The sequence below is a fragment of the Pseudomonas sp. NPDC090203 genome (assembly GCF_044746765.1).
Lineage (GTDB): Bacteria > Pseudomonadota > Gammaproteobacteria > Pseudomonadales > Pseudomonadaceae > Aquipseudomonas > Aquipseudomonas putida_AD.
Map to the genome: position 1 here is coordinate 356,861 of NZ_JBIVCV010000002.1, position 24,776 is coordinate 381,636.

21 protein-coding genes are annotated in these 24,776 nt (G+C 61.0%); 15 read left to right on the top strand and 6 right to left on the bottom strand.

All coding sequences use genetic code 11. From position 1 onward, the window contains the following. Nucleotides 1–135 precede the first annotated feature (135 nt). Entirely contained in the window at nucleotides 136–774 is a 639-nt protein-coding gene (locus ACIPO9_RS04535) for a TetR/AcrR family transcriptional regulator (protein ID WP_400779064.1), read from the bottom strand. 231 nt (nucleotides 775–1,005) lie between these two features. Next, nucleotides 1,006–2,382, bottom strand: a complete 1,377-nt coding sequence (locus ACIPO9_RS04540) for a glutamine synthetase family protein (RefSeq protein ID WP_274133152.1) — start codon at nucleotides 2,380–2,382, stop codon at nucleotides 1,006–1,008. A 277-nt stretch (nucleotides 2,383–2,659) separates the two neighbouring features. Between ACIPO9_RS04540 and ACIPO9_RS04545 the strand changes: the two genes are divergently transcribed. The 8 genes from ACIPO9_RS04545 (at nucleotide 2,660) to ACIPO9_RS04580 (ending at nucleotide 12,000) form a co-directional block, all read left to right on the top strand. Further along, nucleotides 2,660–3,454, top strand: a complete 795-nt coding sequence (locus ACIPO9_RS04545) for a gamma-glutamyl-gamma-aminobutyrate hydrolase family protein (RefSeq protein WP_400779066.1) — start codon at nucleotides 2,660–2,662, stop codon at nucleotides 3,452–3,454. A gap of 42 nt (nucleotides 3,455–3,496) precedes the next feature. Next, nucleotides 3,497–4,855: a glutamine synthetase family protein gene (locus tag ACIPO9_RS04550; RefSeq protein ID WP_274133150.1), complete on the top strand. Its 1,359-nt coding sequence runs from the start codon at nucleotides 3,497–3,499 to the stop codon at nucleotides 4,853–4,855. 72 nt (nucleotides 4,856–4,927) lie between these two features. After that, a complete protein-coding gene (locus ACIPO9_RS04555) occupies nucleotides 4,928–6,292 on the top strand; it encodes an aspartate aminotransferase family protein (protein ID WP_400779068.1) in 1,365 nt (454 codons plus the stop codon). Between the two features lie 252 nt (nucleotides 6,293–6,544). After that, the gene (locus tag ACIPO9_RS04560; RefSeq protein WP_274133148.1) at nucleotides 6,545–7,642 is read left to right on the top strand and encodes a polyamine ABC transporter substrate-binding protein; all 1,098 of its coding nucleotides are present in this window, start codon (nucleotides 6,545–6,547) and stop codon (nucleotides 7,640–7,642) included. Between the two features lie 262 nt (nucleotides 7,643–7,904). Next, the gene (locus ACIPO9_RS04565) at nucleotides 7,905–8,999 is read left to right on the top strand and encodes a polyamine ABC transporter substrate-binding protein (protein ID WP_400605876.1); all 1,095 of its coding nucleotides are present in this window, start codon (nucleotides 7,905–7,907) and stop codon (nucleotides 8,997–8,999) included. A 54-nt stretch (nucleotides 9,000–9,053) separates the two neighbouring features. Next, a complete protein-coding gene (potA, locus tag ACIPO9_RS04570) occupies nucleotides 9,054–10,196 on the top strand; it encodes a polyamine ABC transporter ATP-binding protein (RefSeq protein WP_274133146.1) in 1,143 nt (380 codons plus the stop codon). Further along, entirely contained in the window at nucleotides 10,193–11,113 is a 921-nt protein-coding gene (locus tag ACIPO9_RS04575; RefSeq protein WP_274133145.1) for an ABC transporter permease subunit, read from the top strand. Before potA ends, ACIPO9_RS04575 begins: the two co-directional genes overlap by 4 nt. Further along, complete coding sequence (locus tag ACIPO9_RS04580) at nucleotides 11,110–12,000, top strand: ABC transporter permease subunit (protein WP_274133144.1); 891 nt, start codon at nucleotides 11,110–11,112, stop codon at nucleotides 11,998–12,000. Before ACIPO9_RS04575 ends, ACIPO9_RS04580 begins: the two co-directional genes overlap by 4 nt. A gap of 277 nt (nucleotides 12,001–12,277) precedes the next feature. On the opposite strand, the gene ACIPO9_RS04585 is transcribed toward ACIPO9_RS04580, so the two are convergent. Beyond that, the gene (locus ACIPO9_RS04585) at nucleotides 12,278–14,677 is read right to left on the bottom strand and encodes a penicillin acylase family protein (protein ID WP_400779070.1); all 2,400 of its coding nucleotides are present in this window, start codon (nucleotides 14,675–14,677) and stop codon (nucleotides 12,278–12,280) included. Between the two features lie 264 nt (nucleotides 14,678–14,941). Between ACIPO9_RS04585 and ACIPO9_RS04590 the strand changes: the two genes are divergently transcribed. Further along, the gene (locus ACIPO9_RS04590) at nucleotides 14,942–15,856 is read left to right on the top strand and encodes a ParB/Srx family N-terminal domain-containing protein (protein ID WP_400779072.1); all 915 of its coding nucleotides are present in this window, start codon (nucleotides 14,942–14,944) and stop codon (nucleotides 15,854–15,856) included. 91 nt (nucleotides 15,857–15,947) lie between these two features. Here ACIPO9_RS04590 and ACIPO9_RS04595 read toward each other — a convergent pair whose 3' ends face one another. Then, nucleotides 15,948–16,538 carry a DUF6436 domain-containing protein gene (locus tag ACIPO9_RS04595; protein WP_400779074.1) on the bottom strand — a complete coding sequence of 197 codons (591 nt, stop codon included), beginning with the start codon at nucleotides 16,536–16,538 and terminating at the stop codon, nucleotides 15,948–15,950. A gap of 106 nt (nucleotides 16,539–16,644) precedes the next feature. Between ACIPO9_RS04595 and ACIPO9_RS04600 the strand changes: the two genes are divergently transcribed. Beyond that, a complete protein-coding gene (locus tag ACIPO9_RS04600; protein WP_400779075.1) occupies nucleotides 16,645–17,586 on the top strand; it encodes an alpha/beta hydrolase in 942 nt (313 codons plus the stop codon). A gap of 129 nt (nucleotides 17,587–17,715) precedes the next feature. Here the strand turns inward: ACIPO9_RS04600 and ACIPO9_RS04605 are convergent, their stop codons facing one another. Beyond that, the gene (locus ACIPO9_RS04605) at nucleotides 17,716–18,456 is read right to left on the bottom strand and encodes a DUF2059 domain-containing protein (protein ID WP_274133139.1); all 741 of its coding nucleotides are present in this window, start codon (nucleotides 18,454–18,456) and stop codon (nucleotides 17,716–17,718) included. Between the two features lie 195 nt (nucleotides 18,457–18,651). Between ACIPO9_RS04605 and ACIPO9_RS04610 the strand changes: the two genes are divergently transcribed. Further along, a complete protein-coding gene (locus tag ACIPO9_RS04610; RefSeq protein ID WP_400779239.1) occupies nucleotides 18,652–19,290 on the top strand; it encodes a 2OG-Fe(II) oxygenase in 639 nt (212 codons plus the stop codon). 186 nt (nucleotides 19,291–19,476) lie between these two features. Further along, the gene (locus tag ACIPO9_RS04615) at nucleotides 19,477–19,857 is read left to right on the top strand and encodes a DUF4399 domain-containing protein (RefSeq protein WP_400779240.1); all 381 of its coding nucleotides are present in this window, start codon (nucleotides 19,477–19,479) and stop codon (nucleotides 19,855–19,857) included. 170 nt (nucleotides 19,858–20,027) lie between these two features. On the opposite strand, the gene serA is transcribed toward ACIPO9_RS04615, so the two are convergent. Continuing rightward, nucleotides 20,028–21,257: a phosphoglycerate dehydrogenase gene (gene serA / locus ACIPO9_RS04620; protein ID WP_400779077.1), complete on the bottom strand. Its 1,230-nt coding sequence runs from the start codon at nucleotides 21,255–21,257 to the stop codon at nucleotides 20,028–20,030. 199 nt (nucleotides 21,258–21,456) lie between these two features. On the opposite strand from serA, the gene ACIPO9_RS04625 reads away from it, so the two are divergent. The 3 genes from ACIPO9_RS04625 to ACIPO9_RS04635 all read left to right on the top strand — a co-directional run bounded on the left by ACIPO9_RS04625 (nucleotide 21,457) and on the right by ACIPO9_RS04635 (nucleotide 24,654). Next, nucleotides 21,457–22,851, top strand: a complete 1,395-nt coding sequence (locus ACIPO9_RS04625) for an FAD-binding oxidoreductase (protein WP_400606353.1) — start codon at nucleotides 21,457–21,459, stop codon at nucleotides 22,849–22,851. Between the two features lie 36 nt (nucleotides 22,852–22,887). Beyond that, entirely contained in the window at nucleotides 22,888–23,553 is a 666-nt protein-coding gene (locus ACIPO9_RS04630) for a fumarylacetoacetate hydrolase family protein (protein WP_274133136.1), read from the top strand. Between the two features lie 177 nt (nucleotides 23,554–23,730). After that, entirely contained in the window at nucleotides 23,731–24,654 is a 924-nt protein-coding gene (locus ACIPO9_RS04635) for an SdiA-regulated domain-containing protein (RefSeq protein WP_400779079.1), read from the top strand. Nucleotides 24,655–24,776 lie beyond the last annotated feature (122 nt).

Consider the following 24,776-nt stretch of genomic DNA (forward strand, 5'->3'; position numbering starts at 1 on the left):
TGTGAACAACCCCGAAGGGTGCGAGCCCTTCGGGGTTTTTTCGTCTGGACCTGTAGGAGCGCGCTTGCCCGCGACGGCGGTGTGTCTGCGCCATTATCTGGGTCTGACACCCCGCCGTCGCGGGCAAGCGCGCTCCTACAGGTGCTGGGTTTTTTTCGGCAGGAAAGGCGGCAAATACAACCCCAGATACGCATCGAACACCCGCTGGCCTTCCTCGGCCATGCGCGGGGTGATGCTGTCGTGCAGTTGCACCGAGCGGGCGTATACGCGGTCAGCCAGCTCCAGTGCCAGGGCGAAGATCTCGACGTCGTCGGGCAGGGCTGGCAACTGGAAATGCCTGGCGAACAGCTCATGCATCAGGTTGCCCAGTTCCACGTCGTGCTGGCGGTCGGCCTGGGTGACTTCGGTCAGGCCGTGCTGGGCGAGGATCAACTGGCGGGCGGCGGCATCGATGCTGTAGATGTGCAGCATGCGTGTCTCGACCAGGCGCGAGAGGTCATGCCAGGTGCCGAGCTGGGCGTGATCGATGGGCTGTTGCAGGCTCTCCCGAAAGGCTGCGTGAACGTCTGCGGTCAGGGCCTCCAACAGCGCCGGGACGCTGGCGAAGAAGTGATAGACCGATGACGGCGGTATCTCCGCGCGTTCCGCCACGCTGTAGATCGACAGGCTCGCCACGCCATCGGACGCCAGCAGGGTGCGTGCAGCATCGAGGATCGAATCGATCCGCGCCTGACTGCGTGCACGGGGTTTGCGGGGTGTGGCGGGGCGGGTCATTGCTTGCTCTCTTGATCGGGGCCGCGAGCATTGTACGCGAGGTCGCCCGGCAGCATGCAGCCCCTGTAGGAGCGCGCTTGCCCGCGATGGCGGTGGATCAGGCGACATTGATGTGACAGGCCCACCGCCATCGCGGGCAAGCGCGCTCCTACACCGGCAAGCTCGGCGTCTAAAATAAAAAACGCCCCCAACCGCGACGGCTGGGGGCGTTCTTTTTATTTCACACAACCGTCACACGGTGTGCAGGTACCAGTTGTACTCAAGGTCGGAGATGGAATGTTCGAACTCTTCCAGCTCACTTTCCTTGCACGCGACGAAGATATCGATGTACTTCGGATCGATGTATTTCGCCATGATCTCGCTGTCGTCCAGCTCGCGCAGGGCATCGCGCAGGTTGTTCGGCAGGCTCTGCTCATGCTGCTCGTACGAGTTGCCTTCGACCGGCGCGGTCGGCTCGACCTTGTTGGTCAGGCCGTGGTGGATACCGGCCAGAACCGACGCCATCAGCAGGTACGGGTTGGCATCGGCGCCCGCGACGCGGTGTTCGATACGCACGGCATCGGCGGTACCGGTAGGCACGCGAACCGCGACCGTACGGTTGTCCAGCCCCCAGGTCGGCGAGTTGGGCACGTAGAACTGGGCACCGAACCGGCGATACGAGTTGACGTTCGGGCAAAGGAACGCCATCTGCGCCGGCAGGGTCTCGAGCACACCGCCGATCGCATGACGTAATGCGGCGTTCTGCTCGGGATCCTCGCTGGTGAAGATGTTTTTGCCATCGCGATCCAGGATCGAGATGTGAACGTGCAGTCCGTTGCCCGCCTGGCCTGGGTAAGGCTTGGCCATGAAGGTGGTATCCATTTCATGGTCGTAGGCGATGTTCTTGATCAGTCGCTTGAGCAGTACCGCGTAGTCGCAGGCTTTCAGCGCGTCGGCGGTGTGGTGCAGGTTCACTTCGAACTGCGCCGGGGCACTTTCCTTGACGATGGCGTCGGCAGGAATGCCTTGCTCCTTGGCACCTTCCAGGATGTCCTGGAGGCAGTCGACGTATTCGTCCAGGTCGTCGATCAGGTAGACCTGTGTCGAGTGCGGACGTTTGCCGGAGATCGGCGAGCGTGGCGGCTGTGGACGACCGTTCACGTTCTCCTGGTCGATCAGGTAGAACTCGAGCTCGAACGCCGCGCAAATGGTCAGGCCCAGTTCGTCGAACTTGGTCACCACCTGGCGCAGCACTTCACGTGGATCGGCGAAGAACGGCTCGCCTTCCAGCTCGTGCATGGTCATCAAAAGTTGTGCGGTAGGACGCTTCTGCCAAGGCTCGTTGCAGAGAGTGTCGGGGATTGGATAACAGATTCGGTCAGCGTCACCGATGTCCAGGCCAAGACCGGTGCTTTCCACCGTCGAGCCGTTGATATCCAGTGCGAAAAGAGAAGCTGGGAGGTTGATGCCTTTTTCGTAAACCTTATGAAGGCTGGTGCGTTCAATGCGCTTGCCGCGCACCACGCCATTCATATCTGCAATCAGAAGGTCAACGTATAGAACCTCAGGATGTTCCTTAAGGAACGCGTTCGCTTCGTTGAGCTGAACGGCACGCGGGGGTACCGACATGATGCAACACCTTTGTTGTTGAAAATATCAATCATCGAGCATTACGGGGTTCAGTCAATCCGAAAGCCCGATTGAAGTCAAGAGAGCCCTGTTTTGCCCTAAAACGGCGCCTCAAGGCCATTTTTGCCGCACTTTAGGGCAGAAAAAGGACGCTGGAGGTCTTGGGAACTGCGATCTTGAGCGGGGCGTGTTTTATTTTTTACGGGGCTGTTGTGTAAAAAAATGAACAAGGCTAAGCTCGTTTGCAACCCATAACAGCAATAATACCGGGGGTCACATGTCTCGCCTTCCGCTGATCGGCGTCACCGCCTGCACTCAGCAAATCGGCTCGCATGCCTATCACATCAGTGGCGACAAATACGTCCGCGCAGTTGCCGTCGCTGCCAAGGGCCTGCCGCTGATTCTGCCGTCGCTGGCAGAGCTGCTCGATCCTGCCGACATACTCTCGGCGGTCGATGGCTTGCTCTTCACCGGTTCTCCATCCAACGTCGAACCCTATCACTATAGTGGTCCTGCCAGCGCGCCGGGGACTGCTCATGATCCTGCACGCGACCACACCACCTTACCCCTTATTCGTGCCGCTGTGGCCGCCGGCGTGCCTGTGTTGGGCATTTGCCGCGGTTTTCAGGAGATGAATGTGGCGTTTGGTGGCAGTCTTCACCAGAAGGTTCACGAGACTGGAACGTTCATGGATCATCGTGAACCGGACAATGAACCCGTTGAAATTCAATATGCTCCGAGCCATCCGATGCACATCGAGGCCGGTGGCGTGTTGGCGGGTCTGGGGCTGGGTGAAGAAATTCGTGTCAATTCAATTCATGGACAGGGCATCGAGCGTCTCGCACCTGGTCTGCGAGTCGAGGCGAAAGCCCCGGATGGCTTGATCGAAGCGATCTCCGTTCCTGCGGGCGCGGCTTTTGCTTCATCTGACGTGTTTGCACTGGGCGTTCAATGGCACCCGGAGTGGCAGGTCACGCAGAACCCGGACTATCTTTCAATCCTGCAGGCATTTGGCGATGCCTGTCGAAAGCGTGCGATACAACGCGACGCGCAAGCGTCAAAGAACGCCTGATCGCCATGACGACGACCAGGAACTGAAACCCCTGAGGTATTTATGAGTACCAACCTCGACCAGCTCACCGATTGGTTGAAAGAACACAGGATTACCGAAGTCGAGTGCCTGATCGCCGACCTTACCGGTATCACCCGCGGCAAGATCGCTCCGACCAACAAGTTCATTGCCGAAAAGGGCATGCGCTTGCCGGAGAGCGTATTGCTGCAGACCGTGACCGGCGATTACGTCGAAGACGACATCTACTACGAGTTGCTGGACGCCGCAGACATCGACATGTTCTGCCGTCCTGACCAGAACGCGGTGTATCTGGTGCCCTGGGCCATCGAGCCTACCGCGCAGGTGATTCACGACACCTACGACAAGCAAGGCAACCCTATCGAGCTGTCGCCGCGCAACGTATTGAAGAAAGTGCTGCAGCTCTATGCAGACCGTGGCTGGAAGCCGATCGTGGCGCCGGAGATGGAGTTCTACCTGACCAAGCGCAGCGAAGACCCCGACTACCCGCTGCAGCCACCGGTTGGCCGTTCGGGCCGCCCGGAAACCGGTCGCCAGTCGTTCTCCATCGAGGCGGCCAACGAATTCGACCCGCTGTTCGAAGATGTCTACGACTGGTGCGAATTGCAGCACCTGGACCTGGACACACTGATTCACGAAGACGGCACCGCGCAGATGGAAATCAACTTCCGTCACGGCGATGCGCTGTCACTGGCCGACCAGATCCTGGTGTTCAAGCGCACCATGCGTGAAGCCGCGCTCAAGCACGACGTGGCCGCCACCTTCATGGCCAAGCCCATGACCGGCGAGCCTGGCAGTGCCATGCACCTGCACCAGAGCATCGTCGACATGGAGACCGGCAAGAACATCTTCTCCAATGAAGACGGGACCATGAGCCAGTTGTTCCTGCACCACATCGGTGGCTTGCAGAAGCTGATCCCCGAGCTGTTGCCGTTGTTCGCGCCGAACGTCAACTCGTTCCGCCGCTTCCTGCCCGATACCTCGGCGCCGGTGAACGTGGAGTGGGGCGAGGAGAACCGCACGGTCGGCCTGCGCGTACCGGATGCCGGCCCGCAGAACCGCCGCGTCGAGAACCGCCTGCCGGGCGCCGATGCCAACCCGTACCTGGCCATCGCCGCGAGCCTGCTGTGCGGCTATATCGGCATGGTCGAGGGTTTGAATCCGAGCGCGCCAGTCGTGGGCCGCGGTTATGAGCGCCGCAACCTGCGCCTGCCGCTGACCATCGAGGACGCGCTGGAGCGGATGGAAAACAGCAAGACCGTCGAGAAATACCTGGGCAAGACGTTTGTCACCGGCTATGTCGCGGTCAAGCGCGCCGAGCACGAAAACTTCAAGCGTGTGATCAGTTCGTGGGAGCGGGAATTCCTGCTCTTCGCCGTCTGAAGATCACAGGCGCCGCCCGGCCTTCGCGGGCCAGCGGCGCCGACACGCGATACACAGCTAATGGAGTGGTTCATGAGTTCCAACAACCCGCAGACCCGCGAATGGCAAGCCCTCAGCAGCGACCATCACCTGGCGCCATTCAGCGACTTCAAACAGCTTAAAGAGAAAGGCCCGCGCATCATCACCAACGCCAAGGGCGTTTATCTCTGGGACAGCGAAGGCAACAAGATCCTCGACGGCATGGCCGGCCTGTGGTGCGTGGCCGTGGGTTATGGCCGCGACGAACTGGCGGACGCCGCCAGCAAGCAGATGCGCGAGCTGCCTTATTACAACCTGTTCTTCCAGACCGCCCACCCGCCTGCATTGCAGTTGGCCAAGGCGATTGCCGACATCGCGCCTGAAGGCATGAACCACGTGTTCTTCACTGGTTCCGGCTCCGAAGGCAACGACACTGTGCTGCGCATGGTTCGTCACTACTGGGCGGTGAAGGGCAAGCCTTCGAAGAAAACCATCATCAGCCGCATGAACGGCTACCACGGCTCCACCGTGGCGGGCGCGAGCCTGGGTGGCATGACGTACATGCATGAGCAGGGCGATCTGCCGATTCCGGGCATCGTTCATATCCCGCAGCCTTACTGGTTCGGTGAAGGCGGCGACATGACCCCGGATGAGTTCGGCGTCTGGGCTGCCGAGCAACTGGAAAAGAAAATTCTCGAAGTCGGCGAAGACAACGTCGGTGCATTCATCGCCGAGCCGATCCAGGGTGCAGGCGGCGTGATCGTACCGCCTGCCACCTACTGGCCGAAGGTCAAAGAGATCCTGGCCAGGTACGACATCCTGTTCGTGGCCGATGAGGTGATCTGTGGTTTTGGCCGCACCGGTGAGTGGTTCGGTAGCGATTTCTTCGACCTCAAACCTGACCTGATGACCATCGCCAAAGGCCTGACCTCCGGCTACATCCCCATGGGCGGCGTCATCGTGCGCGATGAAGTGGTCAAGGTGCTGAACGAGGGCGGTGACTTCAACCACGGCTTCACCTACTCGGGGCACCCGGTGGCGGCAGCGGTGGGTCTGGAAAACATTCGCATCCTGCGCGACGAGAAGATCGTGGAGCGGGTCAAGTCGGAAACGGCACCATACTTGCAGAAGCGTTTGCGCGAGTTGAACGATCATCCGCTGGTGGGTGAGGTGCGTGGCGTCGGTTTGCTCGGGGCCATCGAGCTGGTCAAGGACAAGGCAACTCGCAAGCGTTACGAGGGTCTTGGTGTAGGCATGATCTGCCGCAACTTCTGCTTCAATAACGGGCTGATCATGCGGGCAGTGGGCGACACCATGATTATCTCGCCACCGCTGGTCATCAGCTTTGCCGAGATCGATGAGCTGGTGGAAAAGGCACGCAAATGCCTGGACCTGACTCTTGAGGCGCTTCAGAAGTGAAGTCCGAAACGGTCCACGTGTAGGAGCGCGCTTGCCCGCGACGGCGTCGGGTCATTCAACGTTTTGGATGGCTGACACACTGCGGTCGCGGGCAAGCGCGCTCCTACAGAGGTTCGATGTGTTGGCGTGCAGATGAAATCTTTGAAAGTTATGCAACATGGCGGGCAGGTGCGCTTGTAAGGCCGCCCAGGAAATTGCCAGACTAACGGTTGTTTTAGTCGCCGCTAACATAAAAACACTGGAGCTGTACGAATGAAGAAATTTGGCAAAACCCTCCTCGCGTTGTCCATGATGGGCGCAGTGGCTGCGGCCGCACACGCCGATGACAAAGTTCTGCACGTCTATAACTGGTCCGACTACATCGCACCGAACACCATTGCCGATTTCGAAAAAGAATCCGGCATCAAAGTGGTGTACGACGTCTTCGACAGCAACGAGACTCTGGAAGCCAAATTGCTGGCTGGCAAGTCGGGCTACGACATCGTTGTGCCATCCAACAACTTCCTGGCCAAGCAGATCAAGGCCGGTGTTTACCAGGAGCTGGACAAGTCCAAGCTGCCCAACTACAAAAACCTGGACCCTGCACTGTTGAAAGCCGTGTCCGTCAGCGACCCTGACAACAAGCACGCCTTCCCGTACATGTGGGGTTCGATCGGTATCGGCTATAACGCCGAGAAGGTCAAGGCTGCACTGGGCGCCGACGCCCCGGTCAACTCGTGGGACCTGCTGTTCAAGCCTGAAAACGCAGCCAAGCTGAAAGCCTGCGGCGTGAGCTTCCTGGATTCGCCGACCGAAATGCTGCCAGTGGCGCTGCATTACCTGGGCCTGCCAACCGACAGCCAGAAGAAAGAAGACATCGAGAAAGCTGAAGCGCTGTTCAAGAAGATTCGTCCTTCGGTCACCTATTTCCACTCCTCCAAGTACATCTCGGACCTGGCCAACGGCAACATCTGCGTAGCTGTGGGTTACTCGGGTGACGTGTATCAGGCCAAGGCCCGTGCTGAAGAAGCCGGTGGCAAGATCAAGGTCAGCTACAACATTCCGAAAGAAGGCGCTGGCAGCTTCTACGACATGGTCGCCATTCCAAAAGACGCAGAAAACGTCGACGGCGCCTACAAGTTCATGAACTTCCTGCTGCAACCGAAGGTGATGGCTGAAATCACCAACGCCGTTCACTTCCCGAACGGTAACAAGGCTGCGACCGAGTTCGTTGACAAGGAAATCACTTCCGACCCGGGTGTGTATCCACCTGCCGATGTCCTGGCCAAGTTGTACGCCATCGCCGACCTGCCGGCAGCGACTCAACGCCTGATGACCCGCAGCTGGACCAACATCAAGTCGGGCAAGTAAGCCTGATCGCATGTGCCGTGTAAGCGGCACATGCACCAACTGTAGGAGCGCGCTTGCCGGCGATTGCGGTGTATCAGACGCCAAAGATGTTGAATGAACCGACGCCGTCGCGGGCAAGCGCGCTCCTACAGGCGGGTGTAAGAAAAAATTCTTTTTGCGACAAGGGTTTATCGAAGGTAAGTTGCGCGCCGGATTTGTTTCAGGCGGCCACGGCTGCCCTCGGCACGGGCAACAGGCCCAACTACTGAAAAGGACTGCAAACGTGTCTATTTCTTTATTTTCCAAAGGCTTGCTGCTCGGAGCCGGCCTGACGCTCGCCGTCGGTGCTTACGCGGAATCCACTGTCCGCATTTATAACTGGTCCGATTACATCGGCACCACGACCCTGGCGGACTTCGAGTCCACCACCGGGATCAAGACCAAATACGACGTCTTCGACTCCAACGAAACCCTGGAAGGCAAGCTGCTGGCCGGTCACACCGGTTATGACGTGGTAGTGCCCTCCAACCACTTCCTTGGCAAGCAGATCAAGGCCGGTGCGTTCCAGAAGCTCGACAAGTCGCAACTCCCCAATTATTCCAACCTCGACCCCGAACTGATGAAGCGCCTGGAGAAGAACGATCCAGGTAACCAGTACGCCGTGCCGTATCTGTGGGGCACCAACGGCATTGGCTACAACGTCGACAAGATCAAGGAAGTGCTGGGCGTCGACACCATCGATTCGTGGGCCGTGCTGTTCGAACCCGAAAACATCAAGAAGCTGCAGAAGTGCGGCGTGGCCTTCCTCGATTCGGCAGACGAAATGATGCCCGCCGTGCTGAACTACATGGGCCTGAACCCCAACAGCACCGACGAGAAAGACTACAAGAAAGTTGAAGACAAGTTGCTCAAGGTCCGTCCTTACGTGACCTACTTCAACTCCTCCAAATACATCACTGATCTTGCCAACGGCGACATCTGCATCGCGGCCGGCTTCTCCGGCGACGTGTTCCAGGCCAAGGCCCGTGCCGAAGAAGCGGGCAAAGGCGTGAACATCGCCTATTCGATCCCCAAAGAGGGCGGCAACCTGTGGTTCGACATGCTGGCGATTCCGGCGGATGCCCCGGACGTCAAAGCCGCTCACGCATTCATCAACTACATCCTCAAGCCTGACGTGATCGCCAAGGTCAGCGACCAGGTGGGATACGCCAACCCGAACCCGGCTTCGGGCGAACTGATGGATCAGGAAATCCGTAACGACGAGGCGGTGTATCCACCGGCCGACGTGCAGAAGCGGCTGTACGTCAACTCCGAGTTGCCGCCGAAAATTCAGCGCGTCATGACGCGCAGCTGGACCAAGATCAAATCCGGTAAATAAGACCAGGCGCCCGGCCGTAGTGGCCGGGTGCAAAAACAGTTGGGAGTTTCACCCATGGCAGTTGCCTCCGGCGCCTACAAAAAAGCCCTTGAGGGTGGTCAGCAACCTAAACAGGTGCTGGTCAAAATCGATCGGGTCACCAAAAAGTTCGACGAGACGGTTGCTGTGGACGATGTGTCTCTGCAGATCAACAAAGGCGAGATTTTCGCCCTGCTTGGCGGTTCTGGTTCGGGCAAGTCCACGTTGCTGCGCATGCTGGCCGGTTTCGAGCGGCCGACCGAGGGGCGCATTTTCCTCGATGGCGTCGATATCACCGACATGCCTCCGTACGAACGTCCTATCAACATGATGTTCCAGTCCTACGCGCTGTTTCCACACATGACCGTGGCGCAGAACATCGCCTTCGGCCTGCAGCAGGACAAACTGCCCAAGGCCGAGATCGACGCCCGCGTGGCCGAGATGCTCAAGCTGGTGCAGATGACCCAGTACGCCAAGCGCAAGCCACACCAGCTTTCCGGTGGTCAGCGTCAGCGCGTGGCACTGGCCCGCTCGCTGGCCAAGAAGCCGAAGCTGCTGCTGCTCGATGAGCCCATGGGCGCACTGGACAAGAAACTGCGCTCGCAGATGCAACTGGAACTGGTGGAGATCATCGAGCGCGTCGGCGTGACTTGCGTGATGGTGACCCACGACCAGGAAGAGGCCATGACCATGGCCCAGCGCATCGCGATCATGCACCTGGGCTGGATCGCCCAGATCGGCAGCCCGGTGGACATCTACGAGACCCCGACCAGCCGCCTGGTCTGCGAATTCATCGGTAACGTCAACCTGTTCGACGGCGAAGTCATCGAGGACATGGAAGGCCACGCACTGATCCGCAGCCCCGAGCTTGAACGCAATATCTTCGTCGGCCACGGCATCAGCACCTCGGTGGAAGACAAGCAGATCACCTACGCGATTCGTCCGGAGAAACTGCTCATCACCACCGAGCAGCCGACCTACGAATACAACTGGTCGCGCGGCAAGGTCCACGACATCGCCTACCTGGGCGGTCACTCGGTGTTCTACGTGCAACTGGCCTGCGGCAAGCTGGTTCAGTCTTTCGTGGCCAACGCCGAACGCCGTGGCGCGCGTCCTACCTGGGACGATGAAGTCTACGTGTGGTGGGAAGACGACAGCGGCGTGGTACTGCGCTCATGAAAATCCGAAAACTCAAACGCACGCTGCAACGCATCACGCCCAATGGCCGTCAGGCGGTCATCGGGGTTCCATTCCTGTGGCTGTTCCTGTTCTTCGCGCTGCCGTTTCTGATCGTCATCAAGATCAGTTTCGCTGAAGCCGACGTCGCGATTCCGCCGTACACCGAGATCTTCTCCTACGCCGAGCAGAAGCTCGACATCGTGCTCAACTTCGCCAACTACTCGTTGCTGACCGGCGATGACCTGTACATCTCGGCGTACCTGGGCTCGTTGAAGATGGCCTTCTTCAGCACCTTGCTGTGCCTGCTGATCGGCTATCCGATGGCCTACGGCATTTCCATTGCCCGCAAGGAAATGCAGACCGTGCTGTTGCTGCTGATCATGATGCCGACCTGGACCGCGATCCTGATCCGCGTCTATGCCTGGATGGGTATCCTCAGCAACAATGGCCTGCTCAACGCCTTCCTGATGTGGCTGGGTGTGATCAGCGAGCCGTTGCAGATCCTCAACACCAACCTGGCGGTCTACATCGGCGTGGTCTATTCGTACCTGCCGTTCATGATCCTGCCGCTGTACGCCAACCTGGTGAAGCACGACCAGAGCCTGCTGGAAGCGGCATCGGACCTGGGTTCGAGCACCTTCAACAGCTTCTGGAAGATCACCGTGCCGCTGTCCAAGAACGGCATCATCGCCGGCTGCATGCTGGTGTTCATTCCGGTGGTGGGCGAGTTCGTCATCCCTGAATTGCTGGGCGGCCCCGAGACGCTGATGATCGGTAAAGTCCTGTGGCAAGAGTTCTTCAACAACCGCGACTGGCCGGTGGCGTCTTCGCTTGCGGTGGTGATGCTGTTGATCCTCATCGTGCCAATCATTCTGTTCAACCGTAGCCAGGCCAAAGAACTGGAGGGCAAAGCATGAGAAGCTTCCGATTCTCGAACCTGATGCTGGTGCTGGGCCTGATCTTCATCTACGCCCCGATGGTCATCCTGGTGATCTACTCGTTCAACGCCTCCAAGCTTGTGACGGTGTGGGGCGGCTGGTCGGTGAAGTGGTACGTGGGCCTGCTGGACAACACACAGTTGATGAGCGCGGTGATGCGCTCGCTGGAAATCGCCTGCTACACGTCCATCGCCGCAGTGGCCTTGGGCACCATGGCCGCCTTCGTGCTGACCCGTGTGACCCGCTTCAAGGGCCGCACGTTCTTCGGCGGGCTGGTGACGGCGCCCCTGGTCATGCCTGAGGTGATTACCGGCCTGTCGCTGTTGCTGCTGTTCGTGGCCATGGCGCAGATGATCGGCTGGCCGCAGGAGCGTGGCATCGTCACCATCTGGATCGCCCACACGACGTTCTGTGCGGCGTATGTGGCGGTGGTGGTGTCGGCCCGCCTGCGTGAGCTGGACATGTCCATCGAAGAGGCTGCGATGGACCTGGGGGCGCGTCCGTGGAAGGTGTTCTTCCTGATCACCATCCCGATGATCGCGCCATCGCTGGCAGCGGGCGGCATGATGTCGTTCGCGCTGTCGCTGGATGACCTGGTACTGGCCAGCTTCGTCTCCGGGCCTGGCTCGACGACCCTGCCGATGGAAGTGTTCTCGGCGGTGCGCCTGGGCGTGAAGCCTGAGATCAACGCCATTGCCAGTCTGATCCTGCTGGCGGTGTCGATCGCGACCTTCCTGGTATGGTTCTTCACCCGCCGCGCTGAAAACGCCCGCAAGCGTGCGATTCAGCAGGCGATTGAAGAAGCAGCGGCTGATGGCTGGAAACAGCCGGACGTACGCCGCGCGCCGGCGCCGGAAGCGGCTTGATCTGAAGTCAGGTTGGCCACCATCGCGTGGCCAACCCTGTAGGAGCGCGCTTGCCCGCGACTGCGGAGTGCCTGCCAGATCAATGTTGGCTGACACTCCGCCGTCGCGGGCAAGCGCGCTCCTACAGGGATGGTGGTGTGTCAGATGCTTGGATGTTGGCTGACACTCCGCCGTCGCGGGCAAGCGCGCTCCTACGGGGATGGTGGTGGGTCAGGTGCTTGGATGTTGGCTGACACTCCGCCTTCGCGAGCAAGCGCGCTCCTACAGGGGGGTGGTGTTATCGGGGCGGCACCAACCTCAACACCTCCCTGCTATTCCCCGCCACATCCCCCTCACTGAACCGTTCCGGTCTGTACTGCCCGGTGACGTAGGCCTGTGCCTGATCGGCGTAGTGCTTGTCGAACAGCACGCCGCTCTGGCCCACCGGGTTGATGCCCAGCGCATGGGCGGGGTCGGCGAAGTCGATCAGGCGGCGGGTCGAGGGGCCGTAGGTCACTGGCCACGGTGCCGTGGTGATGCTCGCTGAGAGGTTGTTCGGCACTTCATGGGTGCCGGGGGCGGCGAAGGGTCCGACGTTGAACAGCATGTCCAGCGGCGGCTGGCGGCCCAGCGGGTGTTCGTGGGTCAGGGTGTGCGCCTTGCCCCAGGTCCATTCCTCGGGATTGAGGCCGTACAGGGATTTGAGGTGGGAAACCGCCGCATGCCAGGCGACCTTGACCGTGTGGTCGCGGCTCTCCGGTTCATTGGAGTTGCGATTGTTCCACCACGGCGAGTGTTCGTCGGCGGCAAGCCTGGGCAGCGCCATGTCGATGACACGTGTTGAAATCAGCGTCGAGAACAACGCGTCGCCCAGTTCGTCGCGGAAGGTCTGGTCGCAGAGGTTGAACAGGAACTGGTTGAACAGCGTGGCACCGACCGAATCCACCGGATAGTCGCCCTTCCAGGCGGCCAGGCGTTCGAGCAGGTCATGCTCTTCGGGGTCGCTGACCACACGACGCAGTACCGGCAGCAAAGGCTTGAGAATCTGCTCGGCGTAGTCGGTCCGGGTCCCCAGTTGCAGCGCCTGGCTGTTGTCCAGATTCCACTTCACGCTGTTGTCGCTCAGTTGCTTGTCCAGCTGGCGACCGCGCTCGGCCAGGTTGTAGTAGCCGGGAATCTCGATCCCGAGGGGCGATACCGGCTGGAAGTTGGCCGAGACGATGTACCCGCGCGCCGGGTTTTCTTCCTGCGGGTTGGCGCTGAAAGGGTAGAAGCCGTTCTTGTCGGCCTGATCGGTGCTGCCGTCGAGGATGAACGCCGGGTTCACGCCCTCCGGCCTTCTGGGCAGTTGCGCGGCGGCCCACCAGCCGATGTCGCCGTGGGCGTTGGCGTAGACCACGTTCAGGCCCGGAGAATGAATCTTCTCGGCGGCGCTGCGCATCTTGTCCAGGGTGTCGGCGCGGTTGGCCTCATAGAAACCCTGCAGGATCGGGTTCTCGGATTCCAGGAATGACCACCACATGGCGACCGGCGTGTCGGCGTGCTCCTGAATGCCGCTGGCGGTCAGCACGTCATTGACGATCGGGCCGTGGGGCGACTGGCGCAGGGTGAAGCTGATCGGCGACTGGCCCTTGACCTTGATCTGATCGATGCGCGAGGTCATGTCGGCCCAGGCGCCTTGGTACCAGACCTGATTGGGGTTGTCAGGGTTGACCTTCTCGGCGATCAGATCGACGTCGTCGTTCTGGAACATGGTCAGGCTCCAGCCGAAATCCATGTTGTGGCCCAGCAGGGCGAAGGGGTTGAGCGCCTGGAAATGGCCGTACAACTCGAAGCCCGGGGCGGACAGCTGCGCCTCGTACCAGACCGCCGGCACCGAGAAGCGGATATGCGGGTCGCCGGCCAGCAGGGGTTTGCCGCTCTGGGTGCGGCTGCCCGACACCGCCCAGGCGTTGCTGCCTTCGAACTGCGGCAGGCCGGCATCTTCGAGGGCCTGCTGGCTGAGCAGGGCCAGGTCGCCCAGGCCTTTCCAGTCCTTGCTGGTCAGCGCGGGTGAGGGGTGCAGGGCGCCTTGGGGCTGCCAGTCCAGGTCGAGGGTTTTCAGGTAGTCGGCGCCCAGTTGATCGCGTACGTAAGTGAGCAAGGGCTCGGTACGAAAGGCGGCGGCGAAGCTGTAGGCCAGATACCCACCGATGCTCAGGGTGTCTTCTGCCGTGAACGGGCGCTTTTCGATGCCCAGCACGTCGAACTCGATGGGTTTGGGGTGAGTCGCCTGAAACTGGTTAACGCCGTCCAGATAGGCTTGCAGCGCCTTCCAAGCCGGTGTGTTCTTGTCCTGGCGGGCGACGTAGGCGTCAGCGTGCTCGCGGATACGCAGGCTGCGGAACAATTTGTCGGTGTTGACCAGTTTGGGCCCCAGCACCTCGGCCAGTTCACCACGGGCCAGGCGGCGCAGGATTTCCATCTGGAACAGCCGGTCCTGAGCGTGGACATAGCCCAGGGTGCGGTAGAGGTCATCCTGATTCTCGGCCTTGATGTGCGGCACACCGCGCTCGTCGTAACGCACGGTGACCGGCGCCTGGAGCTTTGGCAGGGCGATCTCGCCATCGCGTACCGGTTGCTTGCCGTGGATGTACCAGGCGCCGCTACCTGCAATCAGGACGACCACAAAGGCAATGACGGAAAGGCTGCGTTTCATGCAGAGGCTCTAAAGATCGTCGGGAAGGCGAAAGGCTACAGATTTGTCGCGGGGCTGTGTAGCAGCACTATGCGCCACAGCCTGTAGGAGCGCGCTTGGTCTGGGCCGCATCCGGACGATGGCGTCGTGTCAGTCGCCGTATGCGTTTCAGACAGGCCGCCATCGTCCGGATGCGGCCCAGACCAAGCGCGCTCCTACAAGTGTCGGGTTGTGTCAGGTGCTTATTGCATTAAGCTCAGCCCATGCCCATAAGAGTCTTGAACCATGCGGATTCCCTCCCTCGCCCTGACGCTGCTGCTGGCCCTGTCCTGCACCCAGGCCCTGGCCTTCACCGCGCCCAAGCCTGGTGACATCGTCGAGGTCAGCCTCGAGCAGGTCCATCCGACCCAGGCGGTCATTGGCTTCGATCAGGTGTATTACAAGCTCGAACGCTTCGCCAAGGATCGTCAGAAGCTCTTTGACGAAATCTGCGAGAGCAACGGCCAGGATGAAGCCAGGCGCGTCGATGAGGCTGCCGATCCGCTCAAGCCCGAGAGCTTCGCCTGCAAGGACGAGCCCAATGCCCATCCTCAGGACATGAAGACCGTGGTGGTCGGCCCCGGCGGGCAGTTCTACCTCACCGACGGGCACCACACCTTCAGCGCATTGTGGGAGCAACCCGGCGCCGGGCCGCAGATGAAAATGAAGGTGCGCATCACCGACGATTTCAGCGACAGCGCCGATATGCCGACCTTCTGGAAACGCATGCAGCAGGCGCACAAGGTCTGGCTCAAGGATGGCAACGGCCAGTCGCTGGCGCCCGATCAGTTGCCTGCCCATGTGGGTTTGAAGTCGATGCAGAACGACATCATGCGCAGCATCGTCTACTTCGTGCGCGGCGCGGCGTACGACAAACCAAAGGCGGGGGATGTGTCGCCGGAGTTTCTCGAATTCTATTGGGCAGACTGGCTGCGAGGGCGGCTGGTGCTGGCTGACTTCAATCTGAGCGAGCGCAGCGGCTACCACCGTGCGCTGGAGGCGGCGAGCGACCTGATGGTGGAGCCGCCGGTGAGCAAATCAATCGGCGGCGGCATGAGCGCGAAGCAGTTGGGGGGATTCAAGTCGGTCAAGCACAAGGCGCTGAGCAAGACGGCGAGTGAGAAGCTGCCCTACGTGATCGATTACAAAGACACCCATTGAGTCGCCCGTAGCAGCACGGCTTGCCGGCGGGGGCGGTGTGTCAGTCAACTCATCTGTGTCAGACCTACCGCCCCGCCGGCAAGCCGTGCTGCTACGGGGTTTCGGGGGCCCAGGGGCAGTAGCAGCCCACCGCCATGGTGTGCGTCGCACTGACCGGTCTGTCCTGCAGCAGCGCCTGAAGGATCGGCTCGATGAAGCTGTTCTTCGAGTTGCACACCAGCCCTTCGCTGTAGGGACCGAAGTAGGCGAGCCGGCCCTGGCGGTCCCAGATCGCAACAGCGGGGCTTGCGCTGATGCGTTCGGCGCCGGGCAGGCTGTTCAAGGGTTTGATCGCATCCAGTGTCGCAGGCAACTGGCCCTGGCTGCCGGGCTTGCGTACGGCGTAGAAATCGACGCCACCGGCCCCCGAGAATTGCGCCACCAGGTCACTCAGATGCTGCTGGTTGCCGACATTGCACGGGCAGGCCGGGTCCCAGAAATGCACGACGCGAATGCGGCCCGGCCCCGCCAGTTCAGGCGGCAGGCTCAGGACATCGCCTGCAAACAATGCCGTCTGGTCACTGAACGCTCGAACGTATCGGCCCTCAAACCACCCATAGGCCCACCACAGGGCTGCGGCACAGATGCAGGCGGCCAGCGCGATGAAAACGGTGCGACGTCGGGTGCGTGAGTGAGCAGTCATGGGGTGGCTTCGATTTGGGTGCCGTAGCTTGCCACGCCTTGGCGGACAGATGAAACTCGCAGCTACGATCACTCCTTGACCTCCATCTGCCTGATCTGGAATACCGATGTCCAACACGTTCGACCCCGACCGGCTGCGAGCCGGCCTCAAGCCCCTGGTGGAGAACCTCGCGCTCTCCGATGACGGGCAGGCCTACCAGCGGTTCTACAGCATGGCCGGGTTGGGCAGCGAAGGGCGGGTGAGCAGCCGGCTGGGGCGTTTCGAAGTCGGCGGATACGAAATCGTCACCCAGTTGTGGACACCTGAAAAGCCGGTCGCGACGCTGGTCCTGGTGCATGGCTTCTACGACCACATGGGCCTGTATCGCCATGTGATCGAGTGGGCGCTGGAGTTGGGCTATGCCGTGATCTCCTGCGACCTGCCGGGCCATGGCCTGTCCAGCGGAACGCGGGCGAGCATTACTGATTTCGCCGAATATCAGGTGGTGCTCGAGCGGTTGTTCGTCGAGGCAAAAGCCCTGGACTTGCCCCAGCCCTGGCACCTGTGCGGGCAGAGCACCGGTGGCGCGATTGTCATCGATCACCTGCTCAATCATGGAGACCAGAGCCCGATTCAAGGGCAGTCGATCCTGCTGGCGCCGCTGGTGCGGCCACGGGGCTGGACCTGGTCGAAGGTCAGCTATTACCTGCTGCGGGCGTTCGTCAAAGGCATCGACCGGCGCTTCAGCGAGAACACCAATGTGCCGACCTTCATGCCGTTCCTCATGGCGGACCCCTTGCAGCCCAGGCGTCTACCTACGGCCTGGGTCGGCGCGCTGGCCAAATGGATCGAACGCATCGAAAGCGCCCCGCGCAGCCCCCGCAGCCCGCTGATCGTGCAGGGCGAGTCGGACATGACCGTGGACTGGAACCACAACCTGGCGGTGCTCAAGGACAAGTTCGACCATCCGCAGATCTTCATGCTCCATGAAGCACGGCATCATCTGGCCAATGAGTTGCCGGAATTGCGGCTGCAGTTTTTCAGGTTCTTGACCCAGCGGATGGGGTGAGTCTCACCCCGACCAGGCTTGTAGGAGCGCGCTTGCCCGCGACGGCGGTGTGTCAGCGCCTCCAATGCCACAGTCCCACCGCCGTCGCGGGCAAGCGCGCTCCTACAGGAATTAGGGTGTCAGGAGCGGTTACTTTACCGGCTGCCCAACCGCCAAGCCCGCGCGAATCGCGGCCAGTGCGGCCTGGTAGTAGGCCTTGCCTTCGGCGGATTCGGCAAAGGTTGCGAACTCGTCCAGCTCGGCGTCGGACAGATCCCGATACACGTACAGCAGCGTGTTGCTCATGTCATTGGCGATCTGGCCCATCAGGCGTTGGCGCTGGCCGTCGAGCATGGCCTGAGTCGTGCCGCCGCCCATCAGGCCCGGAATCATCGAACTCAGGCTGTCAGCAGCCACGCCCGCAATCGCCAGGCTCACTTCGGCGCCTGCCTCCTTGGCCGGCAGGGCATTGGCCAGGTGGCCGATGATCAGCAGACGGTTGTCGTCGGCCTGCATGTGGGGCAGGCCCTGGGCGTTCTTTGCCAGTTGATCGGGGCGGGTGGCGGTCAGCTCGGCGTTGACGATCTTGCGTCCCAGCGGCGACTGGAAGAACTGCAGCGCCGGGTTGGGATCGGCCAGCGTCTGGCGCAGTTTCTGCTCGGCGCGCTGATCCATGGCCTGAGGGGCGAAACGCTGGTTGCTGTTGCTGACGAGGGCGTCGAACACGGCAGGCGGCAGGCTGTTCTTGTAGCGCTGCTGGGCGGCCTTGAGGGCATCGTTGAAGTGCGCGCGTTGATCCGGCCAACCAGCGATCTTGTAAAGCTGGTCATGGACGTCTGCCCAGACAGGCATGGTGCAGAACATCAACAGCAGGAAAAACAGACGGCGCATTAGTGACTCCTGTCGGCAAGCCGCTATTCTCGACGGCGCGGCGGGGATTTGTCGAGTTAACAGTTGCCAGACCCCAAGAAAACCGATGGGTTCGACGATCCTGCGTTTAAAGCGCCTGCCTGTTTATACACTGCGAAAAATATTCCTCGTCCAGCGGACCGCAGGAGCTGTTGGATTGCCCGGCGTATGGATACTATGCGCGGCATGTCCCTATCCCCTGATGATCCACTGCTGTTACGCATCGTCGACGACCTGGCCGAACGTGGCTGGTCGCAGCAGAACCTCTTTCTCACGCCGGACCTGACCCGCGAGCTGGCCCTTGAATGCCGCACGCGCGCGGTTCAGGGCGAGCTTGCGCCTGCTGCCGTGGGGCGCGGCGCGGCGCAGGAAGTGCGCGAGGGGATTCGCGGCGATCATATCCAGTGGATCGAGCCGGGGCAGGCCGCGCCCTGCGACCGCTATCTGGAACTGATGGACAGCCTGCGCCAGGCGCTCAATCGCGGGTTGTTCCTTGGCCTGGAAGAGTTTGAGTGCCACTTCGCGCTCTATCCGCCGGGGGCGTTCTACCGCAAGCATGTCGACCGTTTCCGGGACGATGACAAGCGCATGGTTTCGGCGGTGATCTACCTCAATGACGCCTGGCAGCCCGAGCATGGCGGGCAGTTGCGCATGTTCCCGAAAAACGCGCCCGAGTTCGACGTGCCGCCGCTGGGTGGCTGCCTGGTGGTGTTCATGTCCGGTGACATGCCCCACGAGGTGCTGCCTGCCTGTCACGAGCGCTTGTCGCTGACCGGCTGGTTCCGTCGGCGCGGCAACGAGCCGTTCGAGCTGTAAAAGATGAAATCTTCGACATAAATTCACTCTCCCGGCCGTCGCCGTGCCAGATCGGGCTAAGGTGAAGTCGTGAACCGGACGGGCTGGATCAAGGTCCGATTGTCGGCATCGATAAAAACGGGAGAGATCATGAAGACGCTATTTGCAAGAACTGCCCTGGCCGGCCTGCTGCTGGGCTCTGCATTCATGGTGCAGGCCGCCGATGTGCCGCGCACTGCATCGCCCGCCGGCGCCGAGGTGTACATCATCTCGCCCAAGGACGGCGCGACGGTCAATGGCACGTTCAAGGTGCAGTTCGGGCTCAAGGGCATGGGCGTCGCGCCGGCTGGCGTGGATGTGCCGGACACCGGGCACCATCACCTGCTGATCGACGTGAAGGACCAGCCGGACATGAACGCGCCGCTGCCCACCACCGACAACATCCGCCACTTCGGCAAGGGCCAGACCGAAACCGAGCTTAACCTCACCCCTGGCCAGCACACCTTGCAGCTGCTGGTGGGCGACAAGAGCCACATCCCGCTGAACCCGCCGGTGGAGTCGCAGAAGATCACCATTACCGTGAAATAACGGGCGCCCCCCTTGTAGGAGCGCGCTTGCCCGCGACAGCGGTGTGTCAGAGGACGTTGACGTGACGGGCACATCGCGGTCGCGGGCAAGCGCGCTCCTACAGCGTTTGGTGTTGGCAGGCACAAAAAAAAGGAGACCCGAAGGTCTCCTTTTTCATTGCAGCAAAAGGCTTAGAACAACACGCGGCTGCGGATGGTGCCTTTGATGTGCTGCAGTTTCTCTTGCGCCAGGTCCGAGTACTCGGCGTCGACGTCGATGACCACGTAACCGACTTTCTCGTTGGTCTGCAGGAACTGACCGGAGATGTTGATGCCGTTTTCCGCGAACACCTTGTTGATTTCCATCAGCACGCCCGGGATGTTTTCGTGGATGTGCAGCAGGCGGTGCTTGCCAGGGTGAGCCGGCAGGGCCACTTCAGGGAAGTTGACCGAAGACACGGAAGTGCCGTTGTCGCTGTACTTGACCAGCTTCTCGGCCACTTCCAGACCGATGTTGGCCTGGGCTTCGGCGGTGGAGCCGCCGATGTGCGGGGTCAGGATCACGTTGTCCAGGCCACGCAGCGGGCTTTCGAAGATGTCGTCGTTGGAGCGCGGCTCGACCGGGAACACGTCGATGGCGGCGCCGATCAGGTGCTTGTCCTTGATCGCGTCGGCCAAGGCGTCCAGGTCAACCACAGTGCCGCGAGCGGCGTTGATCAGGATCGCGCCTTTCTTCATGGCGCGGATTTCTTTCTCGCCGATCATCATCTGGGTGGACGGCAGTTCAGGCACGTGCAAGGACACGATGTCAGCCAGGCCCAGCAGCTCGGTCATGCTGGTGACCTGAGTGGCGTTACCCAGTGGCAGCTTGGTCAGCGGGTCGAAGAAGAACACCTGCATGCCCAGGCTCTCGGCCAGGACCGACAGCTGAGTACCGATCGAGCCGTAGCCGATGATGCCCAGTTTCTTGCCACGGATCTCGAAGGAGTTGGCCGCGCTCTTGATCCAGCCACCGCGATGGCAGGAAGCGTTCTTCTCAGGGATGCCGCGCAGCAGCAGGATGGCCTCGGCCAGTACCAGCTCGGCCACGGAGCGGGTGTTGGAGTACGGCGCGTTGAATACGGCGATACCACGCTCGCGGGCAGCGTCCAGGTCAACCTGGTTGGTGCCGATGCAGAAGCAGCCAACGGCGACCAGTTTCTTGGCGCAGTCGAACATTTCTTCGGTCAGTTGGGTGCGAGAGCGGATGCCGATGAAGTGGGCATCGGCGATCTTTTCCTTCAGCTCGGCTTCCGGCAGAGACTTGGTGTGGTACTCGATGCTGGTGTAACCGGCGGCCTTGAGGACGTCGACGGCGGATTGGTGGACGCCTTCGAGAAGAAGGAACTTGATCTTGCTCTTGTCGAGGGAAGTCTTGCTCATCTGCGTAAACCTGTGTCCCGGAGAAATTGGCAGGAAATGGACAGCGCAAGCTGCCTCGCGGCGCAATGGCGCCACCGAGAGTCGGCCTCAGGCACGTCTCTGCGGGGGCGGTATGCTAGCATATGTGCCCCGCTAAATACCCGTTCCTGCGACGTGAAGCGTTCTCAGGATAATCATGAATAATCCGAGAGTTCTGCTGATGACCGACGTTGCCGCGATGGAAGAACTGAAGGGTCTGGTCGAGCCTGGCAAGGTGCTGACCGACCCGCAATCCCTCGAAGCCTGGGGCAAGGACTGGACCCGGCAATTTGCCCCGGCGCCCAGTGCAATCGTGTTCCCCAAGACGGTCGAGCAGGTCCAGGCCATCGTGCGCTGGGCCAATGCGCACAAGGTCGCGCTGGTGCCCTCGGGTGGCCGGACCGGGCTTTCGGCAGCGGCGGTGGCGACCAACGGCGAGGTCGTGGTTTCCTTCGACTACATGAATCAGATTCTCGAACTCAACGCCACCGACCGCACCGTGCGTTGCCAGCCGGGCGTCATCACCAAGCAACTGCAAAACTTCGCCGAGGAGAACGGGCTGTATTACCCGGTGGACTTCGCTTCGTCAGGTTCCAGCCAGATTGGCGGCAACATCGGCACCAATGCCGGCGGGATCAAGGTCATTCGCTACGGCATGACCCGCAACTGGGTCGCGGGGCTGAAAGTCGTCACCGGCAAGGGCGACATCCTTGAGCTGAACAAGGACCTGACCAAGAACGCCACTGGCTACGACATGCGCCAGTTGTTCATCGGCGCCGAAGGCACCCTGGGGTTTGTGGTCGAGGCCACGATGCGCCTGGACCGCGAGCCGAAGAACCTGACCTGCATGGTGCTCGGCACCCCTGACTTCGATTCGATCATGCCGGTGCTGCACGCCTTCCACGGCAAGCTGGATCTGACAGCCTTTGAGTTCTTTTCCGACAAGGGCCTGGCCCGAATCATGGCCCGTGGCGACGTGCCCGAGCCTTTCGCCACCAAAACTCCGTTCTATGCGCTGCTGGAGTTCGAAGCCGTCAACGAGGACGTCTCCAACCAGGCGCTGGAAATCTTCGAGCATTGCGTGGAGCAGGGCTGGGTGATCGACGGGGTGATGAGCCAGAGCAAGCAGCAGTTGCAGAACCTGTGGAAGCTGCGCGAATACCTGTCCGAAACCATTTCCCACTGGACGCCCTACAAGAACGACATTTCCGTGACCGTCTCGAAAGTGCCGGCCTTCCTCAAGGAGATCGACGCCATCGTCAGCGAGCATTACCCGGATTTCGAAGTGGTCTGGTACGGCCACATCGGCGACGGCAACCTGCACCTGAACATCCTCAAGCCCGAGAACCTGGACAAGGCCGAGTTCTTCGCCACCTGTTCGAAGGTCAACAAGTGGGTGTTCGAGATCGTCGAGAAGTACAACGGCTCGATTTCCGCCGAGCATGGCGTGGGGCTGGTCAAGCGCGACTACCTTGAATACAGCCGCTCGCCGCTGGAAATCGACTACATGAAGGCGCTCAAGGCTGTCTTCGACCCCAACGGCATCATGAACCCGGGCAAGATCTTTGCGGTGTAAGCTGCACCCGCTGCCAAACGCACTCAGGAGCGCTCAATGAGCTACCAGCACAAATACATCGACGGGACCAAGGTCCATTTCCCCCTGGGCAAGGTGGTCTGCATCGGCCGCAACTACGCCGAACACGCCAAGGAGCTGGACAATCCGGTGCCGACCGAGCCTTTGCTGTTCATCAAGCCGGGCAGTTGCGTGGTGGAAATCGAGGGTGGTTTCAGCATTCCAGAGGACCGTGGATCGGTGCATTACGAGGCTGAAATCGTTGTGCTGATCGGCAAGTCCCTGAGCAAGAACCCGAGCCGCGAAGAAGTGCTGGATGCCATTTCCGGCTTCGCTCCGGGCCTGGACCTGACCCTGCGCGACGTGCAGTCCAAGCTCAAGGAAAAAGGCCTGCCGTGGGAAATCGCCAAGTCGTTCGACGGCGCGGCGGTGATTGCGCCGTTCGTGTCTGCCGATGCCTACCCGGACCTGACCGACATCGCGATTCGCCTGACCGTCAACGGCGAAGTACGCCAGGACGGCAACAGCAGCCAGATGCTCAACCCCATCGTGCCGATGATCCAGCACATGGCGTCGCAGTTCTCGCTGCAGGCGGGCGACCTGATCATGACCGGCACGCCGGCGGGCGTGGGGCCGTTCAACGTGGGCGACCAGATCGTGCTCGAGTTGCCGGGGCAAAGCCGTTTCGAAAGCGACGTGCGCTGATCTTCGCCGTTTCACTGAAAGGCCGCCTGTGAGAGATTGCAGGCGGCTTTTTTGTTTTCAGTAAGTGGATGTAACGAGAGCATCCGGATTGCCGTTTTTTTCACACGTGATCCGGATAATTCCTCGCCGACCGCAGCGCACCGACGCTGTGCCAATGGATTTTTCAGGATTGTCTCGATGACCGTTAACACCCTGCCACTGAACAAACCCAAGCGCACCCTGCGTTCCATAGGGGGCTGGTCGCTGATCGCCCTGGTGGTGATTCTCGTGGGCTTGTCTTACGCCTGGCACTGGGATGATCGCGGGTTGCTGTGGCTGCGCGAACAGACGGTCTCTTCTGCGCAAAAGGATGCGAGCATCTGGCTGCCGGATTATCGCGTGGTGATCGATGGCAAACCGCTGGCCGGGCTGGAAAAGGACGAGGCTTCGGACCTGGCCTATGACCCGTCCACCAAGACCCTGTACTCGGTCATGGGCAAGAACGCTTTCCTCGCGGAGCTGAGCGTGACCGGCGACGTGCTGCGCAAGATCCCGCTGGTGGGCTGGAGCAACCCCGAGGGCGTGGCGGTGCTGGGCAATGGCCTGCTGGCCATCGTCGACGAGCGTCAGCACCTGATGACCATGGTCACTGTGACGCCCGAGACCAAGAGCCTGAACATCGCCGATTTCCCCAAGTATGACCTGGGCCCGTCGGTTGACCAGAACAAGGCCTTCGAAGGCGTGGCCTGGGATGCGCGCAACCAGCAGATCCTGCTGGGCGAGGAGCGTCCGCCGGCACTGTTCAGCTGGAAATCCGACGGCAGCGCCGTGTTGAAAGGCGACAAGCAGAAGCTGCCTGACACCGGCAACCTCATCATGCGCAACCTCTCGGCGCTGCATGTCGATCAGAAGACTGGGCACCTCCTGGCGCTGTCGGCGGAGTCGCATCTGCTGCTGGAGCTGGACGAGAAGGGCAACAAGGTCAGCTTCATGAGCCTGATCCGCGGCCTCAACGGCCTGGACCGCACCATCCCCCGCGCCGAGGGCGTGACGATGGACGAGGAAGGCACCCTTTATATGGTCAGCGAGCCGAACCTGTTCTATTCGTTCAAGAAGAAGTGAGCTTTCCCCCCAATCCGGCCCGCCGCCGTCTTGTAGGAGCGGGGGGGGGGGGGGGGGGGGGGGGGGGGTGTGGGGGGGGGGGGGGGGGGAAAACCAACCCCGCCCCGCCGGCGCCCACCCCA

Coding starts and splice junctions, on each gene's coding strand:
- ACIPO9_RS04610 (WP_400779239.1), top strand. CDS start 18,652: ATGCGCGGCATGTCCCTATCCCCTGATGATCCACTGCTGTTACGCATC.
- serA (WP_400779077.1), bottom strand. CDS start 21,257: ATGAGCAAGACTTCCCTCGACAAGAGCAAGATCAAGTTCCTTCTTCTC.
- ACIPO9_RS04575 (WP_274133145.1), top strand. CDS start 10,193: ATGAAAATCCGAAAACTCAAACGCACGCTGCAACGCATCACGCCCAAT.
- ACIPO9_RS04545 (WP_400779066.1), top strand. CDS start 2,660: ATGTCTCGCCTTCCGCTGATCGGCGTCACCGCCTGCACTCAGCAAATC.
- ACIPO9_RS04635 (WP_400779079.1), top strand. CDS start 23,731: ATGACCGTTAACACCCTGCCACTGAACAAACCCAAGCGCACCCTGCGT.
- potA (WP_274133146.1), top strand. CDS start 9,054: ATGGCAGTTGCCTCCGGCGCCTACAAAAAAGCCCTTGAGGGTGGTCAG.
- ACIPO9_RS04585 (WP_400779070.1), bottom strand. CDS start 14,677: ATGAAACGCAGCCTTTCCGTCATTGCCTTTGTGGTCGTCCTGATTGCA.
- ACIPO9_RS04555 (WP_400779068.1), top strand. CDS start 4,928: ATGAGTTCCAACAACCCGCAGACCCGCGAATGGCAAGCCCTCAGCAGC.
- ACIPO9_RS04630 (WP_274133136.1), top strand. CDS start 22,888: ATGAGCTACCAGCACAAATACATCGACGGGACCAAGGTCCATTTCCCC.
- ACIPO9_RS04595 (WP_400779074.1), bottom strand. CDS start 16,538: ATGACTGCTCACTCACGCACCCGACGTCGCACCGTTTTCATCGCGCTG.
- ACIPO9_RS04540 (WP_274133152.1), bottom strand. CDS start 2,382: ATGTCGGTACCCCCGCGTGCCGTTCAGCTCAACGAAGCGAACGCGTTC.
- ACIPO9_RS04605 (WP_274133139.1), bottom strand. CDS start 18,456: ATGCGCCGTCTGTTTTTCCTGCTGTTGATGTTCTGCACCATGCCTGTC.
- ACIPO9_RS04580 (WP_274133144.1), top strand. CDS start 11,110: ATGAGAAGCTTCCGATTCTCGAACCTGATGCTGGTGCTGGGCCTGATC.
- ACIPO9_RS04560 (WP_274133148.1), top strand. CDS start 6,545: ATGAAGAAATTTGGCAAAACCCTCCTCGCGTTGTCCATGATGGGCGCA.
- ACIPO9_RS04615 (WP_400779240.1), top strand. CDS start 19,477: ATGGTGCAGGCCGCCGATGTGCCGCGCACTGCATCGCCCGCCGGCGCC.
- ACIPO9_RS04550 (WP_274133150.1), top strand. CDS start 3,497: ATGAGTACCAACCTCGACCAGCTCACCGATTGGTTGAAAGAACACAGG.
- ACIPO9_RS04590 (WP_400779072.1), top strand. CDS start 14,942: ATGCGGATTCCCTCCCTCGCCCTGACGCTGCTGCTGGCCCTGTCCTGC.
- ACIPO9_RS04535 (WP_400779064.1), bottom strand. CDS start 774: ATGACCCGCCCCGCCACACCCCGCAAACCCCGTGCACGCAGTCAGGCG.
- ACIPO9_RS04600 (WP_400779075.1), top strand. CDS start 16,645: ATGTCCAACACGTTCGACCCCGACCGGCTGCGAGCCGGCCTCAAGCCC.
- ACIPO9_RS04625 (WP_400606353.1), top strand. CDS start 21,457: ATGACCGACGTTGCCGCGATGGAAGAACTGAAGGGTCTGGTCGAGCCT.